Genomic DNA, 19873 nt, shown 5'->3' with positions numbered 1-19873 from the left:
TTTACTAACAGGCATGTCTCTGGCACTGTGACAGGGCAATAAAACTAAGAAGTGGAGCGAAATATGAAAATTTACGGCGATATCAAGTCCGGCAACTGTTACAAAATCAAGCTCCTGACTTCATTTCTGGATATCCGCCACGAGTGGGTTGCCCTTGATATTATGAAGGGTGAAACCCGCACGCCGGAGTTTTTGGGGAAAACATCATCAGGAAAAATTCCACTTCTTGAATTGGAAGACGAGCGTTGTCTGTCAGAATCAAATGCCATCCTTAATTATTTGGCTCATGGCTCAGACTTCCTGCCGCAGGATCCATTTGTTTTGGCTAAAGTGCAGCAGTGGCAATTCTTTGAACAGTACAGCCATGAACCCTATATTGCTGTTGCGCGCTACATCAATGTTTACCTTGGTATGCCTGAAGACCGAAAAGATGAATATGAGAACCTTCAGGAAGGTGGTAACAAAGCCTTGAGTGTTATGGAGCAGCAATTGCAGCAGACACCATTTCTGGCTGGTGAAAAAATCTCTACGGCTGATATTTCCCTTTACGGCTACACCCATGTTGCCCATGAAGGCGGCTTTGATCTGAATAAATACCCTGCTATTCAAGCCTGGGTAAAAAGAGTTCAGGCGCTCCCCGGCTATACCGGTATGAATTAACTGACTATATGATCAATATCATCGGCATGGCAGATTCTTGCGAACCCTGTCTTGCCGTACTTTGATTTATCACATAGCAGCACAGACTGTTCAGAGGATTTCATCATCATCCTTTTTGTGGCTGTGTTCATATCATTACTGTCCCACACGCCGTTCTCTTCATGGAATCCATTACAGGAGAAGAAAAATGTCTTCGCCTGAAAGTTGGAGATCTGCTCAACAGCCAGAGAACCAAGGTAAGCACCGTATTTCTCTGAATAGATACCACCAATGGTGATGGTTCTGATTTCCGGCTTGGATACCAACTCAAATGAGATGCGTACGGAATTTGTGATAACAGTCAGCATTTGATTGGGAAGTTCTTTAGCCAGATACCAGCTGCTGCTACTGGCATCCATCATAATCACGTCTCCCCGGTTGATATGTTTCAGCGTTTTACGGGCAATAACTGTTTTTTCTTTTACGTTCTCGTGCTGACGATGACCAAAAGCCCGCCCCATATCTTCCCCGGCAAGAGAGACCGCACCACCGTGGCAACGTTTCAGTAGTTCCTGTTTTTCCAGCAGACGCAAATCCCGGCGAACGGTTTCAATAGACACATCAAACTGTTCAGCAAGATCATTAATATTCGCGGAGCCAAGGTGATCAACACGATTCAGAATATTCTTTTGGCGGCTGTTCAAAACAGAAAACTCGTAAGGTGGTTGCAGGATAACTCCCTGAAATTAAAGACATCATATGGCAACTGCCTTGTTTAGTTTTTGCTCTGAAGCATTTCGGTAACAGGAATCACGTTGAAATGTGACAACCCTGTAACATAAATGTCATATAAGCCGGTTAATGTTCGCCCATACAAAGGATTCAACCGGCTAAAACAAGAATCTATGAGCGAACAAAGTATGCAATCGGCACCAGATGTCAGCTTCGACACGCCGGCTATTCTGCGTTATCGCAACATGCGCAAATTGAAAGATCGTACCGCCCGTTATGGCATTGCCACGGGCGGCCTTGGCGTTATTGCGGCAATTCTCCTGATCTTTTTCTATCTGCTTTATGAAGTGATGCCACTCTTCCAGTCAGCGGAAGTTAAGGTTGAGCACAGCTATGTGCTGCCAGCAACGTCTGCAAAGAGCCTGTATCTGACGACTGAAGAGCAGGCGGAGATTGGTCTTCAAATCGACAGCAATGGTCAGGCTTTATTCTTCGATGCCATCAATGGTTCTGAGAGACTGAAAAGCCAACTGCCAGTTCCTGCTGGTGTAAAGGTGGTTTCTGTTTCTGCCGCTGCTCCTGGTGAAAGTTTGCTGGTGGCAGGATTGTCAGATGGCTCGGCCATTATTTTCAAACACGACTACAAAACTACATGGCCAAACGACAAGCGCCTGATCACTCCATCTCTTGTTTATCCTTACGGAGCTGAAGCTATTGTTCTGGCTGAAGGTAAGCCACTTGAGCAGATCGCTGTAAGAGATTCGGAAGAACAACTGATTCTGGCCGGTTCTCGCGGAACTGAGCTTTACATGGTGCGTTTCACCAAAGAAGAAGACTTCCTTACTGAGGAAGTAACCCTTGAGCGTGAAGATGTCACTCTGCCATATGTGAGTGAAAGCGCACGAAGCCTGTTGCTGGAGCCAGATCTGCACTGGCTTTATGTGTTGTCTGGCAAAGATACGCTGACCCAGATTGATATCCGTTCCGGCTTGCCTTCCGTGGAGCAGGTGATTGAGTTAACTCAGGATGCTGCCACAGTAAACGATCTCACATTCCTGCTGGGTGGTATTTCCCTGTTGGCAGGTGACAGTGAGGGTCGTATCACCCAATGGTTTATGGCGCGCAATGAAGCCGGTAAAAAGAAGCTGACTCAGATTCGCAGCTTTGAGCAAGGCAGTGCCGCCATTGTTCAGATTGTTCCTGAACATCGTCGTAAAGGTTTTATTGCTCTGGATAGCGATGGCGTTATCGGCCTTTATAACACCACAGCCAGCCGCAAGGTTCTGACTGTTGATGTGGCCGAAGATGCTGTGACTTCCATTGGCGTTGCTCCCCGTGCTGATGCACTGTTGCTGGGAACCTCTTCTGGCATGACCTTCTTCTCCATGGATAATGAGCATCCGGAAGTATCCTGGAGCGCTTTGTGGGAAGAAGTCTGGTACGAATCCTACGATGAGCCTGAGTACATCTGGCAGTCCTCAGCATCAAACAATGATTTCGAACCAAAGATGAGTTTGATGCCTCTGGCCTTTGGTACTTTGAAGGCTGCTTTCTACGCCATGTTGCTGGCAGCACCACTGGCAATTTGTGGTGCGATATACACCGCTTACTTTATGGCTCCAGCCATGCGCCGCAAGGTGAAGCCGGTTATCGAATTGATGGAAGCCCTGCCAACTGTAATTCTCGGTTTCCTTGCTGGTTTGTGGCTGGCCCCTTTTATAGAAAATAATCTGCCCGCCATATTCAGTCTGCTGTTATTAATGCCTGTTGGTGTGCTGCTGTTTGCATTCTTCTGGGATCGTTTGCCATTGAGTATTCGTGGTCGTGTACCTGATGGTTGGCAGGCTGGTTTGTTGATCCCTGTTGTTCTGGGTGTTGGCTGGTTGTGTCTGGCAATGAGCGGAACTCTGGAGGGTGTTTTCTTTGCCGGCGATATGCGTACCTGGATTACCCACGATCTCGGTATCAGCTACGACCAGCGGAATGCTCTGGTAGTCGGTCTGGCGATGGGCTTCGCCGTTATTCCCACAATTTTCTCTATTGCTGAAGACGCCATCTTCAGTGTGCCCAAACATTTAAGTTATGGCTCTCTGGCTCTGGGAGCAACTCCCTGGCAAACCCTGACCAAGGTCGTTCTGCTGACAGCCAGCCCCGGTATTTTCTCAGCAGTAATGATCGGCATGGGCCGCGCTGTGGGTGAAACCATGATCGTACTGATGGCAACCGGTAATACACCAATTATGGATGCCAATATTTTTGAAGGTATGCGCACTCTGGCAGCGAACATCGCTGTAGAAATGCCGGAATCTGAAGTGGGCAGTTCTCACTATCGTATTCTGTTCCTGGCCGCGCTGGTGCTGTTTGTCTTCACCTTTGTTGTGAACACAATGGCCGAGCTGGTTCGTCACCGGCTGCGTCAAAAGTACAGCTCCCTTTAATCTGCGGTAAGAATGAACGACGGTAATAAAGATATGAAAATAACTGTCAAAAGCTGGTTTAAAAGTGGTTCACCGTGGGTTTGGATGAACGCTGGCGCTGTATCTATCAGCCTCGTTATGGTCATTGGTTTGCTAGCGTTGATTGCAGCGCGTGGTTTAGGGCACTTCTGGCCTTCTTCCATCATGACTGCCGATTACATGGTGCCTGGCCAGAGCAGTCGTGTAGTTATGGGACAGTTGGCAGATGATGAAGAGATTCCTGTTCAGCGTCTTATAGACGCGGGCTTTACTGGACTGGATAACCAGGAACTTGTCACACGACAGCTTCTGAAAGTTGGTAACCGTGATGTGACCGGCAGTGACTTTGCCTGGGTTGTTCAGCCTTGGCTGGAGAATGTTCAGTATCCGGAAGATGCCATTGCTCTTGAGCGTCGTGAATGGGGTAACTTCTACGGGTTCCTGAAAGAAGTGCGTGAAGGTGAATCTGTCGTAGCTTCCGGCTCCGAAGCCTGGGCTGCACTGAATGCCAGTATGGATCGTGCCCTGAATATCTACGATGAAATCCATAAGATTGAAAAGAAAGATATTGGTGCGATTAACAGCAAGCTTGAGCGCCTGCGTCTGGAAGAGCGTGGTTTGGAACTGCGTAATGAAGCAACACCTGTTGCGCTTGCAGATATTGCCAGTCAGCGCGCTGAACTGGACGCTGAATACAAGGTGCTGGAGAAGCAGCTTGGTGACCTTTATGTGTCGTTTACTCGCGATAACGTTCTGGTTGAAACCCTTGATGGGCAAACCGTAGATATTAACGTTTCCAAAATTGTGCGCGCTTATCAGCCAAATGCCATGGGTATAGGCGGCAAGATTGCATTCTATGGAAGCAAGGTTTGGGAATTTATTGCTGACGATCCTCGTGAAGCAAATACTGAGGGCGGCATTTTCCCAGCCATCTTCGGTACCGTAATGATGGTTATTATCATGTCTGTGATCGTAACTCCTTTCGGTGTTATCGCAGCTGTTTACCTGCGTGAATACGCCAAGCAGGGTTTTGTGACCCGGGTGATTCGCATCGCGGTAAACAACCTCGCCGGTGTACCTTCCATTGTTTACGGTGTGTTTGGCCTTGGCTTCTTTGTTTACTTCCTTGGCGGACAGATGGACGCTCTGTTCTTTCCGGAAGCTCTGCCAGCCCCGACCTTTGGTACTCCCGGTTTGATGTGGGCCTCTATAACACTGGCTCTATTGACTCTGCCAGTTGTTATTGTGGCAACGGAAGAAGGTTTGTCCCGTATTCCAAGCTCAGTGCGTGAAGGCAGCCTCGCGCTTGGTGCAACCAAAGCAGAAACTCTGTGGCGCGTAGTTCTTCCTATGGCCAGTCCGGCAATGATGACTGGTTTGATTCTGGCGGTTGCCCGTGCTGCTGGTGAGGTTGCTCCATTGATGCTGGTGGGGGTGGTGAAACTGGCCCCAAGCCTGCCTCTGGATGGAAACTATCCCTTCCTGCATCTGGACCAGAAGTTCATGCATCTGGGCTTCCATATTTACGACGTTGGTTTCCAAAGCCCTAACGTTGAAGCAGCGCGGCCTCTTGTTTATGCCACCGCTCTGCTGCTGGTGATTGTCATTGCTGCACTGAACCTTTCGGCGGTGGGAATTCGTAACCACCTTCGCGAAAAATACAAAGCATTAGAAGTTTAAGAATGAAAACGGCAGGCAGTGTGTAGTGGACATCTGCCTGTCATAACAACAGAATCTGAGAGGAAGGCGAATAATGACTGAAGCAGCTATTGCTCGAGAAGAAGCGCCCCAGGAAGAAGAAATCGCTGTAGTGGACACGGCCATTCCAGAGAGCACGGATATGACAACCGAGACCGAAACAGACTCACGTACCCACGGTATCAGCCTTGACCATCTTGGTCGTGGCCGCCAGAAGCTTTCTCTGGAGCAGGAAGAAACCTGCCTGGATATTAAAGACCTGAACCTCTACTACGGTGAGAAGCAGGCGCTGTTTGGCATCAATATGCCGATCCCTAAAAAACGTGTAACAGCTTTCATTGGGCCGTCAGGTTGCGGTAAATCTACTTTGCTGCGTAGCTTGAACCGGATGAATGACCTGGTGGACTCCTGTCGTATAGAAGGTCAGGTGATGCACGATGATCAGGATATCTACCACAAGAAAGTGGATGTATCAGACCTGCGTCGTCGTATTGGCATGGTGTTCCAGAAGCCAAACCCATTCCCTAAAAGCATCTACGAGAACGTAGCTTACGGTTTGCGTATTCAGGGTATTAATAAGAAACGTGTTCTGGATGAAACTGTTGAGTGGGCACTGAAAGGTGCAGCTCTGTGGGAAGAAGTAAAAGATCGCTTGCACGAAAGTGCACTGGGGCTTTCTGGTGGTCAGCAGCAGCGTTTGGTTATTGCCCGAACAATTGCGGTAAAGCCAGAAGTTCTGCTTCTTGATGAACCTGCCTCAGCGCTTGATCCTATCTCTACTTTGAAAATTGAAGAGTTGATTAATGAACTGAAAGAGCGTTTCACCATTGTGATTGTTACCCACAACATGCAGCAGGCTGCGCGGGTTTCTGATTACACGGCCTTTATGTATATGGGGCAGCTGATTGAGTTTGGTGACACGGATACCATCTTTACCAATCCTCGTGAGAAGAAGACTGAGGATTACATCACTGGCCGTTACGGCTAAAAGGAAACGAAAATGCCAGTAGATATGAATTCCGAGCTGAATCAGCACATATCCCAGCAGTTTAACTCTGAGCTGGAAGAGCTGCGTAGCCAGCTTCTGGCTATGGGCGGTGCGGTTGAAAAGCAGGTTTCTGATGCGATTGAATCACTGATTGAAGCAGACAGTGATCTTGCTCTCAGCGTTCGGGCAAAAGACGACGATGTTAACTTTATGGAAGTTTCCATCGATGAAGAAGCGGCGCGTATTCTGGCTCGCCGTCAGCCTGCGGCGTCTGATTTACGTTTGGTTATCGCCTGTACCAAAGCTTCAACTGACCTTGAGCGTATTGGTGATGAAGCGGCCAAGATTGCCCGATTCTCTATGGAGCTTGCCGAACATGGTGAAGCGCCCCGTGGTTATGTAGAAGCGCGGCATATCGGTACACATGTTCGTCGTATGGTGCAGGATGCTTTGAATGCGTTTGCCCGTTTTGATGCGGATATGGCTCTGGCGGTTGCTCAGGAAGACAAGAACGTAGACCGTGAATACCGTTCCGCCATGCGTGAACTGGTGACCTATATGATGGAAGATCCTCGTGCGATCAGCCGGGTGTTGAACATTATGTGGGTTCTGCGCTCTCTTGAGCGGATTGGTGACCATGCCCGCAATATTGCCGAGTATGTGATCTATCTGGTGAAGGGTACGGATGTTCGCCATATCGGTTTGAAGCGTATGAAAGCTGAAGTGTTTGACCGCTCTTCTACTGAAGCCTGATCATTTCAGCACTTCTTGAAAGCCGGACTTGTTCCGGCTTTTCTATTTCAGGAAACAGGTTGTTAGCAGTACTCTCACATTTGCCAGAGAAATAAAGCGCTGTGTCCTCTACGTTTTATGGATAAAACGAGGAAAATCGTATGAGACAGGTAGTTTCTCTGGGGAAGTCAGTAACGGGCAGGTATTTCGGCTTTAAAGCGTTGCGCCCAGCTGCTCACCAAAATAGCAAAGTCAGAGTTTGGCCTGTCGCATGCGCTGTGTTGCTTACCGGCAGTGCTTTTCTTTATGCCAGCCAGCCCTCAAAGGCACTTGCAGAGCGTAATGTTGTTTACGTTCAAACATCGAAGGGAAGCTTTAATCATCAGGCGATCAGTTATTTAAATAAGGTTGAAGGTCGAATGGATGTAGAACTGAGTTTCTCAGGTAAGCCAACAGACACTTTTGAAAAAGCCGTAGCAAATAACAGTGAAGCGTTTGTGGCTCTGCGTAATGACCTGGTTCCTGGGCACCTGATTGGTCAGACAGTTCAAGCCATGACTCGCTTTGAGGTTGATGAAGTAACAGGCGCAGTGAGAATGCCTATTCATATGTGCCTGATGCGATCGACTTCAGCAGTAAAGAATAATGTTCCGCTTAAGGCTGTCTCGTCACACCCGTCTGCGCTTTTGCAGATTCAACAATGGGTTAAGGCAAACAAGGTGGAAGAAATTCCAGATGAAATCGGCACATCATCAGCTGCGGCAAAGGTTTCTTCGGGTGAACTGCCTGAGAGTGCAGGGGCAGTTGGCTCATGCCTGCTGGCACAGATTTATCCAGGGTTGCGGGTTACCGAGCGAAATCTTGAAGACAGCTCTGAGAATACGACTTTGTTTGGCCGGTTGTTGGTAAAGGAACGTCCAGTGCCTATATCAGAAGAGCAGGCAAAGGCTGAACTTCGTTCTGTTATCTCCAAAGCTGAAGAAAAGGCGATTGTGGCCCTGTAAGAGCCCTGTGATATATGGCTGCTATATTGGATTGGTAGCCGAACATGGACGAGGGGCTTATGAATAACAGAGATGCCGTGAAACAGACGGGATTTACTCTCATTGAGTTAATGATCGTTGTGGCGATTATCGGGATTCTTGCTGCGATAGCCATTCCCGCTTATCAGGATTACACAGCACGATCTGCAATTGCCGGAGAGCTTATCCCCATCCTCAAAAAAGGCGTGAACGATGCCACGGAGTATCACAGTGTTAACAATACCCTGGTTGGCTTTTGCGACAGTGATGTTGGGGTGGATTTTGAAAATATAACCAATCAGTATGTAGATCGAGTCCTGTGCTCCGAAACTGCCGCAGCATTCCATCTACAGGTTATGCTTGAACCCAGCCGTTTCCCCTCCGACATGCAGCCCGGCACAAGGGTACTTTTCTTCCCAACCTATGATGGCACCAGCCTGCAGTGGCACTGCGGTTACCACCACGATGCCAGTATCAGGATCGATCCTAAATACCTGCCAGCGAACTGCAGGAATAACTATCTCATCGGAACAGGCGGTGTACGCATTTTTGTAGACGGAGTGGATGTGACTGCCCAGGCTGTTCCTGGAAGTTAAGTGTATACAGTGTCAACGGCTGCGGCTGAATCAGAAGTGGCAGCCAGTTGGTTGCCGCAGCGATGACTGCTTTATGACGTGATTTCCACCATCTCCCCCTCTCTTGCATATATCCCCCTAGTCTTCCTTTAGAGTACTCAGGAAAGGTTTCATCGGTCTTATGTCTGCTTCAGCCGATGCTCAAAACAACTGGTCTGTTCCCAAGGATGGTTCCACCCATCTCGACCCTTTACTTGACTGTCTAGTCACGGTTACCCGTATTCATGGGCGTCCCAGCAGTGCTGATGCCCTCAAGCACGGATTGCCACTTCAGGATGGGCGCTTAACGGCTGAACTGTTTATGCGGGCCGCTTCCCGTGGTGGTTTTTCTGCCCGGCTGGTAAAAACCTCTCTGAAACGTATTTCACCTCTGGTACTACCTGCAGTTTTGCTTCTTAAAGGGCGTAAAGCCTGCGTAATGACTGCTCTGGACAAGAAAAGCGGCCAGGCCCGGGTCATCATGCCGGAGGCTGGAACCGGTACCCGAGAAGTCTCACTGCATATGCTGGCCAAAGAATATGAAGGCCACACATTCTTTATCAAAGAGAAGTATCAGTACGACGACAGAACTCCAGAAACATTGAAAGTCCGCTCCAGACACTGGTTCTGGGGAACAATTACTCAATCCTGGCGAATTTACCGGGATGTTTTGTTGGCTTCATTCCTTATCAATGTATTCGCAGTCGCCAGCCCATTGTTTGTGATGAACGTTTACGACCGGGTTGTTCCCAATAATGCGATAGAAACCCTGTGGGTTCTTGCCTTTGGCGCTCTGATTTTATTTACCTTTGATACTGTGTTGAAACTAATGCGCAGTTATTTCATCGATCTTGCCGGTAAAAAGTCAGATATTCTTTTATCTTCTCGAATCTTCGAAAAAGTTATGGGCTTGTCCATGGCATCTCGCCCTCAGTCTGTGGGCTCTTTTTCAAGAAATATCCAGGAGTTCGAGAGCATCAGGGATTTCATAACATCCTCAACCGTGACAGCTCTAGTCGACCTGCCATTCACCCTGTTTATTTTGCTGGTTATTGGCTTTATTGGAGGCCCGCTGGCGGTTGTTCCTGCCATTGGCGCACTGTTGATTGCTGCCTACGGCTTTGCCCTGCAAGGGCCTTTAAGGCGGTCTGTGGATAAAACCGTTCGCTCATCAGCCCAGAAGAACGCCACCCTGATAGAAGTACTTACTAACATTGAAAGCCTCAAGGTAGCGCGGGCAGAGAGTGATATGCAGGCTCGCTGGGAAAAGAATGTTGGTCATATCGCCAAATGGGGCATCAAGAGCAAGATGCTCTCTTCATCTGCCGGAACAATCGCAGCCTTTGTTCAGCAACTAGTAACCATCGCAATGGTTGTTGGCGGGGTTTACCTGATAACTGCCGGTGAACTCAGTATGGGCGGACTGATTGCCACAGTGATGCTCTCTGGCCGTGCTCTTGCTCCTATGGGGCAGGTTGCTGGCCTTTCCACCCGCTATAACCAGAGCAAGGTCGCTCTGGATGCCCTGAACGATATTATGAAAATGCCTTCAGACCGCCCTGAAGGTAAAGCATTTGCCCATCGCCCTACTCTTAAGGGCGATATTGAATTTGATCAGGTCAACTTCTCCTATCCAGGGCAGGAATTTAAAGCTCTCAATAATGTCTGCCTGCGCATTAAGGCTGGTGAGAAAGTCGGGATTATCGGGCGTATTGGTTCTGGCAAAACTACCGTCGAGAAAATGTTGCTTGGGCTATATCAGCCAGCACAGGGAGCGGTTCGGGTTGATGGCGTGGATCTTCGACAGATTAACCCTTCTGATCTTCGCCATAACATCGGTTGCGCTCTGCAGGACTCAACTCTGATGTATGGAACCCTGAAAGAGAATATCGCCCTTGGGGTGAGCTATATGGATGACAACGCTATTCTGCAGGCCGCTGAACTTTCGGGAGTTAAGGAATTCGCTAATCGGCACCCTGATGGTCTGGATATGCAGGTTGGTGAGCGTGGCGCGAATTTGTCCGGCGGGCAGCGCCAAAGTGTGGCACTGGCACGGGCAATGTTAATGGATGCGCCTATTATTGTGCTCGATGAGCCCTGTAGCTCAATGGACAACACAACAGAAACAAGGTTGCGGGAAAGTTTGCGCAAGTATTGTGAGCACAGAACACTGCTGCTGGTCACCCATAAAGCGTCTATGTTGGAGCTTGTTGACCGACTGATAGTTATGGATCAGGGGCGAGTTGTGGCCGATGGTCCGAAAGAGCAGGTATTTGCTGCTCTGCGTGAAGGCAAGTTGAGGATTTCCTGATGGCGGACAAGAAATCTGATAAGAACACCATACCGCTTGACCCGAAACGAGGGCGCAAGAAAAAACGCCCACCTGTTCCCAAGGGGCAAAAAGCTCCTGTAACCCAGTTTCCAAAGGGTGGTCGCCCTCCCCGAAAGGCTTCGGCAGTTGAGTTGGAATATATGTCTGACGCCTCGGCCGCGATGCTGCTGAAATCCCCGAAGGGGGGGCGATTACTCATCTTTATTTGTTTTCTTGCGCTGGCCATAGCCATTATGTGGGCGGCCTGGGCAGAAATCGATGAAATAACCAGAGGCGAAGGAAAGGTCGTTCCCTCATCCCGTTTACAGGTTGTACAGAACCTTGAAGGGGGAATTTTAGAAAAACTCCTGGTTCGGGAAGGTGAAAGAGTTCAGAAAGGTCAGACATTGATGATGCTTGATGACACCAGCTTCAACTCGACCTATCAGGAATCGGAAATTGAATACCTGAGCGTTCTGGCTTCTATCGCTCGCCTCAGGGCATTGGCAGAAGATAAAGAGCTGGTTTTTCCCAACGAAATTTCTGAATACCCCAAAGTACAACGACGTGAATTAAAACTTTACAACAGTCGTCGTGCAGGTCTGGAAGCCGAAATCGACATTGTTAAGGAAAAGGTCCGCCAGAGTGAGCAGGAAGTGCGGGCTATGGAAACCCGCCGGGATCACCTGCAAAGAAGTTATGACCTGGGCATGAAAGAACTTTCCATGACCCGGCCGCTGGCTTTAAAAGGCGTTGTCTCTGAAGTTGAAATGATTCAGCTGGAGCAGCGGGTGAACGATCTTCTTTCAGAGCTTAACGAAGCGGAGTTAAGCCTCCCCCGTTTGCAATCCACATTGCAGGAGCAAAAAGGCCGTGAAAGAGAAGCAGAGCTGAAGTTCCGGGAAGAAGCTCAAGAAGAATTGCGTGATCAGGAAGTGAAACTGGCCCAGCTTACGGAGTCTAGGAAGTCGCTTGTGGATCAGGTGGCTCGTCGTGAAGTGCGTGCGCCGCTAACGGGTATTATCAAGAAAATCCATGTCACCACAGTTGGCGGTGTTGTACAGCCCGGTATGGATTTGATTGAGATTGTTCCAGTAGAAGAAGCCTTGCTGGTGGAAGCAAAGATCAATCCTAAGGATGTTGCCTTTCTTCAGGTAGGAGACAGGGCGATTGTGAAGCTTACGGCTTACGACTTTGCGATTTACGGTGGTCTGGAAGGTGTTGTTGATCATATCAGCGCAGATACGATTACCGACGAAGAAGGCGAAAGCTTCTATCAGGTGCTGATTCGTACCAAGAGTAATCACCTTGGAACAGAAGAAAAACCGCTGGAAATCATCCCCGGTATGCACGCTCAGGCGGATATTGTGACAGGCAAGAAAACCATACTCTCATATCTGTTAAAACCCATTCTTAAAGCCCGCGACAACGCGCTGACGGAGAGATGAGCTGAACGTGACTGCTCAGGTTTTTGATAACCAGAAGAAATATCCCCGCACTTATTAATTTTATTTCTCTACTAAGAGAGGTATCCCCACCTTCTAGGCTGAAAATAGGCTCTGCTTGAAGAGAACGTAGTGTTCTGTCTGGCAGGGAGTCTTCTCGATGTTAGGGGGTGGGAAGAAATGTCTCAACAATCTTCCGGTGATGCTGCAGTTGTTGTCAGCTTAGAAGGTGCAGCCTTTATTGAGACTGCTGACGGAAACCTTGTACCGCTTGAGCCAGGAGCAACTCTGGCTCCCGGTGAAACAGTGAGAACCGTTGATGGTAGTCAGGTTCAGGTTCGTATGGCGAATGGTGAACTGACAACTGTAGGCAGTAATACCTCATTTCAAACGCCTTATTCCTCTTTCGAATCATCCTCTGATAATGAGGTCGCTCCTGATAATTCGGAAGAGCCTGTGGAATCCTTTGATGAGCAGGAACAGGCTCCCCATGAATATGGTGATGGAGAGAGTCACACGGCGAGCCCTCAGCCTTCAGGAGATGCTAATGCTGGAGGTGGAACTCTGGAGTTGCAGGGTTCCGGCTCAACCCCCGTTCTTAGCCCGGCAGTAGATTTTCTGACACCTATTGAGAGTTTTCCTGAACAAACTGCTGCAGTCCAACCTCGGGTTATAAAGCCTACGCCTTTATCTGGAGATTTCAGCGCCAGCGCCAGCCGAAGTGTGAGTGGCAGAACAGCTGACCAGCAGAGCGAGCCTCAAACAGAAACTCCTGCCGAAGTTCCTGCTGGCAGACCTATTGCTCCTGTGCAGACGGCTTTATATTCAGCGCCTCCTCCCGAACCAGAATTTACTGTTGAAGGGCAGACTTTGAATGTTGCTCTGGATGAAAATACAGCAACGATTTCTACAGAAACCTTGGGCTTGATTAGCGATGTAGCCAACGCTGGCAGTAATAACGTAACAGTGACTTCTATTAATGGAGCAGCTGTTGGCGCAACAGGCATAACAAATATTACCGGCCACTATGGAACATTGACGGTTTCTGCTGACGGTACATACAGCTACACCCCTTTTAATAGTTCTACAGAAGGTGGAACTGAAACGTTCACTTATGTTGTGAGTGATGGATCAAACACAACGACCGCAGAGTTAACAGTGAATGTTCTGGAGGACAGTTTCACTTCATCAGACACAGCAACTGTTTATGAGTCCGAAGGGCCAGATGACAGTATTCTGGTTTACGACTCAGAAGGCAGTCGCCTTTTAGCTGTTGATACAGAAACCGGTGCTAGCCGAATTCTTTTCTCAGGAAACCCTGTTTTTCATGATGTAGCCGTAGGTTCCAACAACCATGTGTATGGTATTGCCGATGGGCAGATTTACTCCATCGATATCTTTAGTGGAACAGCTTCCAGTGTGGTGAACCATGGTGTCTCTACCCAGATAGAAGGCATGACCATTTCTCCGGACGGAACAGTCTATGTGCTGGACAATGCCGGTGTTATTTCAACAGTCAATCTTTCAGATGGAACAACAACAGCCATTGGCAGCGTGGGCGGAACACCTCTCGGCGGTATTACCTGGCATGATGGCGCGATTTACACAGTTCTGCATCAGTCTTCATCAAGTCAGGATTGGCTGACCAAGGTCGATTTAAGCAACAACATGGTGACACCTCTTGCTCAGGTGGAAGTTCCTTACACAGCGCTGGCCTCAAGGAACGGTGAACTGGTTGGTGTTGATGCTGATGGCCAGACATTTGAAATCAACCCAACCACCGGTGCTGTAACAGAGTTGGCGACCAGTATTGGTGAATCTGTATCCGGAGCCAGCCAGTTTGCTTTCGGGCAAGCCTCAGGAAACATTATCTCCAACGACACTGGCGCAACCAGTATTACTCAGGTTGCTGGCGAGAATGGCCAGAATGTTCAGATAAACAGTGAAGGCCTTACGGTTATTCAAGGCGCGTTTGGTGAACTGCATATCCGCGCAGATGGCTCGTATACCTATCATCTGGATAACACCAGCGAAGAGTTTGATAATCTGGATTTAGGCGAAACTGCTAACGACAGATTTGTTTATACCGCTACCAACACCAGCGGAGAAACGGCTCAAAGTGTCTTAACATTGTTTATTAATGGCGCGACTGATGTAGCAACGGCCAACCCTCCCGTATTTACAGAGTCACAAGGCGTTTATGCTTTTGGGGACTCTTCTGCCCAGCCTTTGTCGTTTGTTATTGATGCCGGTACTAATCAGCGCATCACTGGGTTAACGATTAGCGGACATGGTGATGGAACACTGTCTTCTCCTTCCCAACTCACTGATAACGGTTCTGTAACTTCCGGCTCCAATAGTTGGTCATGGTCTGCAACTCCGGGGAACAACGCTGGACTGGAAAACCTTGATGCTTCCAATGCTGGTTTAACTCTTGGGGGAATTAACAACAGTGCTGCTGATACCTTGCATGTGGAAGTGACTGTTACCCAGTACAACGAGGATGGAACCGCCGCATCCAGCTGGACATCTACCGTTCCCCTTGATGCCAGGCTTATACATCTTGATCAGCAGTTAATTGGTGATACTGATAACAATATTTTAACTGGCGGCAGCACTGATGATGGGATCACTGGCGGTTCAGGAAATGACACTCTAACAGGTGGTGCAGGCGCTGATGTTTTCTCATGGCAAAGCGAACATGTGGGAACAATAACGACGCCATCAGTAGACACCATTACAGACTTCACTTTGGGGCAGCAAGGTGATGTGCTGAACATTGCTGACCTGATTCCAGAATCAGCTTCCCAGAACGAACTCGATCAATATTTAAGTTTCAACTTTGAAGGCGGCAATACCACTATCAGCGTGAGCGAGAGCGCGAATGGTGAAGCGGTACAGCAGATCGTTTTGGAAAATATCGACCTGTCTGCTTCTGTGGGCTCAACCGATACATCTGCACTAATAAATAACCTGACAGACAACGGAAACCTGATGATTTAAGGAAGTAAGTGGTCATGGATGATGCTGTGAGCAGCAATGGTTCAGTCAATCAGACCATTGTTGTTTCTAACCTGACAGGAACATTGAAGGCAACAGATGCTGCAGGAAATGTTCGCATTCTGAAAGCCGGGGACACTGTTTTCCCCGGTGAGGTTCTATCTGTGGTTAATGGCAACGCCAGCTTTTTATCTTTTGATGGTCAGGAGTTTTCATTGCTGGCAGGGCAGACTTTTGCTGTGCCCGATTATACCGATCAGCAACACTCCGGAATTGGCGCAACGGCTATTGGTGAGGGGGAAACATCTTCAAACGAACAGGCTGCAGGTGGTCAGGCGGGAGCAGAGAGCAACACTGGCCTGAGTACACCAACCTTGCAGGGCGACAATATAGGGTTGGATGGAAACTATCTATCCAGTTCTGCGAGTAGTGAAACGCCGTCGTTTGTAGCTTCGCAGTCTCAACCTTTTAGCTTTAGCGGCTTTTCAGGAGCAACATCTGCTGGCATTGAACAACCTAATGAGCAAACCCCAGCCCCACTTTTGGAGGAAGCTGCTCCACCGTTATTTATTCAGGAAGAGCCTGAGCCAATACTTCTTTCCCCAGAAGTGACTGCAGCAGCTGTTATACCTGATCCTCAGGTTCCGGAATCCACTCGTTTAACACCTATTTCCCAAGCTCTTGGGGCGCTGCCCGATGTAACGGCATCTGATGATACGGCGACTGTTAACTATAACGTCAGGTTGAACCAGCAGACTGGAGTTCTTTCGAATGACATGGGTAGTGGCCTTGCTGTTACACAGGTAGACGGTACGGTTGTATCTACCAGCGGAGCAACAACGGTTCAAGGGCAATATGGTACGTTGGAAATCCAGGCCGATGGTACATACAACTACATAGCCGATAATTTGGATCTCACATCTGACCTGGTTGCTTCATGGCAGTTTAACGAAGCTGCGGGTTCAAGAGTTTTTTCAGACAGCGCTTCAACAGACCAGATTGCAAACAACGGCACTTTAACTGGTGATGCAACCATTGTTTCCGGTGGTGTGACAGGAAATGCCCTCAGGTTGAATGTCAGTGATGTTCATAATCCATTTGCTGGAATTAATGATTCCTTCAGCAATGCCACCCTTCTTGGTCGGTATGAAATGGATGGCCTCGACAGTGGCACAAACCAGGTCGCGAACAGTGCCGGGAGTAACAATGGTTCTGCCAGTGGCGGCTCTTTTAATGTTGTGACTGGTTCCTCTCCTCAGGGCACGAGTCATATTGAGTTAAACGGCTCAAACACAATAAATATCAATACCGGGCTGAGTTCTGAGGCAACGGATATCACCATCGCATTTTGGTTTCGCTGGGATGGTGCTCAAGACCGCATGGTTGCCAGTTTTGGCCAGTACAATATCTGGATCAGAGATGGATCGATTGGGTTTAACACATGGTCTTATGACATTCACGGTATAAACCTTGATGATTTGCAGCTGGCGCCAGGATCTTCTGGTTTGGCTAATGAATGGCATTATGTGACTGCAACATTTCATGATGGCAATCCAACCCAATCAACACTGACGATTGATGGAATTGAGCAGAGCCTGAGCGATGTAGCCGGGAACGGATACACTGGATCAAACGCAGATATTCACCAGACATTGAACTTCGGTGGTGTCAGCGGCTGGAATAACGTTCGTGGCGGTGTTGATGACCTTCAGGTTTTTGAAGGCACTCTCAGCAATGCAGAAGCAACCCAACTCTATGAAGCCGCGAAACTGAGTTCTGTTGAAGCTGGCAGAGCAGAAGTTGCAGAATCATCAGAAATAAATATTCCCGATGGTGGTGTTGTTGAAGCTCGAACCATAACTCTGTCTTTCAAACCCGACCCAGACAATAGCCTTGTGAACCGTCAGATACTTTATGAAGAAGGTGATGGTACCAGTGGATTTATTGTTTATATCAAGAGCAATACTTTGTATGCCGGTGCCTACAGTACTGATTCCGGCTGGTCTGGCTCATTTCTGAGCACAAATATTTCCTCGCTGGATACCAGCGAGTTTCACCGAATTACTTTGTCTCTTGATAGTTCAACAGGCTCAATGACAGCCTGGCTGGATGGTACCCAGATTGGTCAGATCAGTAATGCGCAGTCTGTGACTGAGCATAGTGGTGATGTTTCAATTGGTGCCAGCAGTGGTGGTGACTCTGCCAGTAGATTCCATGATGGCAGCCATACAGGAGGTTTCACGTATTCCGGTTTGATTGACGATGTCCGTGTTTATGACCGTGCACTCACCAATCTGGAAGTACAGGCTTTAACGGATGAAACCGGAGACTTTACCGAAAGTTTCACCTACACAATCACAGACAGCTACGAATCAACAACAACCGCTGAGCTGGATATCACTATCCAGCGCCCTCAGGGGAATCTGGCTCCTGATGCGAACAATGATGTGCTGAATGTTGGGGCTGGGCAGGCCGTATCAGTCAACAGTCTTGCATCCGCTGGCTTGCTGGGGAATGACAGTGATGCGGAAGGTGACTCATTAACCCTTACTCAGGTTGGCGCTACTGCAGTTGCATCATCCGGAACAACATCTATTGCCGGGCAATACGGAACGTTGTTGGTGGCTGCAGATGGCACTTACTCCTATGTTCCATCGAACTCTGCCTCTGGCGGTGGCGTGGATACTTTTTCCTATACGGTTTCTGATGGAAGCAGCACGGCTCAGGCAACCCTGACAGTGAATGTTCTGGCTGACTCTTTTGCTTCTAATGATTCTGTATCAATCACCGAACAGGCTGTACCTGACAGTGTGAGTTATTTGATTAGCGGTTCTGGCGAGCTGTCACTGTTTGATCCTGTATCGCAGGAAGTTATTTCTCTCGGTACTGTGACAGGCATAACTGGAGGGAGTGGTGGTGTTGGTGTGGCAATGCTCAATGGCACCCTTTACGGAATAGGAACATCAGGGCTTCATACGATTAACCCTGTGAGCTTACAGACCACGCATGTAGCAAACCATACATTGCCTTTTGATCCCTCCGGATTTGGGGGCGGCCCAAACGGAATGCTCTATGCGACCAGTTTTGATGGAAATATTTATTCTATAAACCCCACGACAGGCGCAACAACAGCACTGACTAACACTCCCGAGGGGGGGCCAAACTATTACTATGATCTTGTAGAGCTGGATGGTGCCCTGTATACCGTAGGTTATACATTTTACGAATGGTTCGTGCATCGGATTGATATCGATGGAAACGGTAACGCAACGATTGTCCCGCTTACGCAAACAGCCCTGACCGATAACCCCTCGCCTTTGCTTGTGCAGGATGGACAGCTCTATGGTTTCAATGGTTCTAATGAGCTGGTAGCCATTGATAAAACCAATGGAACAGTATCCTCCGTGAGTAATGTTTCTGAACTGAGTTTTCCAAATGACACAGCTGATTTCTCAGCACACTCAACACTTGAAGGAAATGTGCTGACTAACGACACCGGTGCCCAGTCAGTTACATCTATTCTTGATATTCACGGCAATGCTGTGACAGTGACATCTGGAGGCGTTGATGTTGAAACGGCTCACGGTGTGCTCAATATTCGCTCTAATGGTAGCTACACCTATACCTTGAATAACCAGGCTGAACAGGTTGATAGTCTGGCTCAGGGCGAAACGGCAAACGATCGTTTTGTGTACACAACAACCAATGGCAGTACCACTGCCCAGGCTGTGCTGACAGTGAACATAAACGGTGCCGATGAACTGGCGACTGTTGAAAACACTATAGAGGGCAGCAGCCAGAACAATATTCTTACCGGAACCATTGAAAACGACAGTATTACTGGTGGCAGTGGTGATGACACCCTAACTGGTGGCAGGGGGATCGACTTCTTCGTTTGGGAAGACGGTGATCAGGGAACCTCTTCAACACCAGCCGTGGATACAGTGACTGATTTTGCCGTGGGCGCTCAGGGTGATGTTCTTGATCTTGCTGATCTTCTGCCAGATGGCGCATCGGGAAATCTTGATCAGTATCTGTCGTTTACTACCACAGATGGTTCAACGACGATTGGTGTCAGTACAACAGCGGGAGGCCCTGTTGTGCAAAATATAGTTCTGCAGGATGTGGATCTGGCGGCAAACTACGGAACAACAGACACAACAACACTGATTAATAATCTGACCAACGACGGCAACCTTATGAGTTGAAGACAGCAGGCTACAGGGAAGGAGCAGC

Annotated in this window: 12 protein-coding genes; 11 read left to right on the top strand and 1 reads right to left on the bottom strand. The window is 48.6% G+C overall.

Annotated features, from left to right (window positions below):
- Positions 1–63 precede the first annotated feature (63 nt).
- The gene (locus tag ACY2RR_RS22625) at positions 64–660 is read left to right on the top strand and encodes a glutathione S-transferase family protein (RefSeq protein ID WP_490110467.1); all 597 of its coding nucleotides are present in this window, start codon (positions 64–66) and stop codon (positions 658–660) included.
- Here ACY2RR_RS22625 and ACY2RR_RS22620 read toward each other — a convergent pair.
- A complete protein-coding gene (locus tag ACY2RR_RS22620) occupies positions 657–1343 on the bottom strand; it encodes a DeoR/GlpR family DNA-binding transcription regulator (RefSeq protein WP_490110466.1) in 687 nt (228 codons plus the stop codon). The genes ACY2RR_RS22625 and ACY2RR_RS22620 overlap by 4 nt on opposite strands.
- Positions 1344–1544: 201 nt before the next feature.
- On the opposite strand from ACY2RR_RS22620, the gene ACY2RR_RS22615 reads away from it, so the two are divergent.
- The 10 genes from ACY2RR_RS22615 to ACY2RR_RS22570 all read left to right on the top strand — a co-directional run bounded on the left by ACY2RR_RS22615 (position 1545) and on the right by ACY2RR_RS22570 (position 19845).
- Positions 1545–3809, top strand: a complete 2265-nt coding sequence (locus tag ACY2RR_RS22615; RefSeq protein WP_490110465.1) for an ABC transporter permease subunit — start codon at positions 1545–1547, stop codon at positions 3807–3809.
- 33 nt (positions 3810–3842) lie between these two features.
- Positions 3843–5507: a phosphate ABC transporter permease PstA gene (pstA, locus tag ACY2RR_RS22610; RefSeq protein WP_490110464.1), complete on the top strand. Its 1665-nt coding sequence runs from the start codon at positions 3843–3845 to the stop codon at positions 5505–5507.
- Positions 5508–5667: 160 nt separating this feature from the next.
- Positions 5668–6513, top strand: coding sequence for a phosphate ABC transporter ATP-binding protein PstB (gene pstB / locus ACY2RR_RS22605; protein ID WP_490110525.1), 846 nt, complete (start codon positions 5668–5670; stop codon positions 6511–6513).
- A 12-nt stretch (positions 6514–6525) separates the two neighbouring features.
- On the top strand, positions 6526–7266 hold the full coding sequence (phoU, locus tag ACY2RR_RS22600; RefSeq protein WP_490110463.1) for a phosphate signaling complex protein PhoU: 741 nt from the start codon (positions 6526–6528) through the stop codon (positions 7264–7266).
- Between the two features lie 140 nt (positions 7267–7406).
- Entirely contained in the window at positions 7407–8249 is an 843-nt protein-coding gene (locus ACY2RR_RS22595; RefSeq protein ID WP_490110462.1) for a prephenate dehydratase domain-containing protein, read from the top strand.
- Positions 8250–8308: 59 nt separating this feature from the next.
- Positions 8309–8863, top strand: coding sequence for a pilin (locus ACY2RR_RS22590; protein ID WP_490110461.1), 555 nt, complete (start codon positions 8309–8311; stop codon positions 8861–8863).
- A 160-nt stretch (positions 8864–9023) separates the two neighbouring features.
- Complete coding sequence (locus ACY2RR_RS22585) at positions 9024–11192, top strand: type I secretion system permease/ATPase (RefSeq protein ID WP_490110460.1); 2169 nt, start codon at positions 9024–9026, stop codon at positions 11190–11192.
- The gene (locus ACY2RR_RS22580; protein ID WP_490110459.1) at positions 11192–12640 is read left to right on the top strand and encodes an HlyD family type I secretion periplasmic adaptor subunit; all 1449 of its coding nucleotides are present in this window, start codon (positions 11192–11194) and stop codon (positions 12638–12640) included. The genes ACY2RR_RS22585 and ACY2RR_RS22580 overlap by 1 nt, the downstream gene beginning before the upstream one ends.
- A gap of 177 nt (positions 12641–12817) precedes the next feature.
- On the top strand, positions 12818–15640 hold the full coding sequence (locus tag ACY2RR_RS22575; RefSeq protein WP_490110458.1) for a cadherin-like domain-containing protein: 2823 nt from the start codon (positions 12818–12820) through the stop codon (positions 15638–15640).
- Positions 15641–15654: 14 nt separating this feature from the next.
- Positions 15655–19845 carry a beta strand repeat-containing protein gene (locus ACY2RR_RS22570; RefSeq protein WP_490110457.1) on the top strand — a complete coding sequence of 1397 codons (4191 nt, stop codon included), beginning with the start codon at positions 15655–15657 and terminating at the stop codon, positions 19843–19845.
- The last annotated feature ends 28 nt before the right edge of the window (positions 19846–19873 follow it).

It is taken from the genome of Parendozoicomonas sp. 2304DJ65-17 (genome assembly GCF_058148445.1).
Note: the sequence above shows the minus strand (reverse complement) of the source record. Positions and strands in the feature narration are given on the sequence as shown.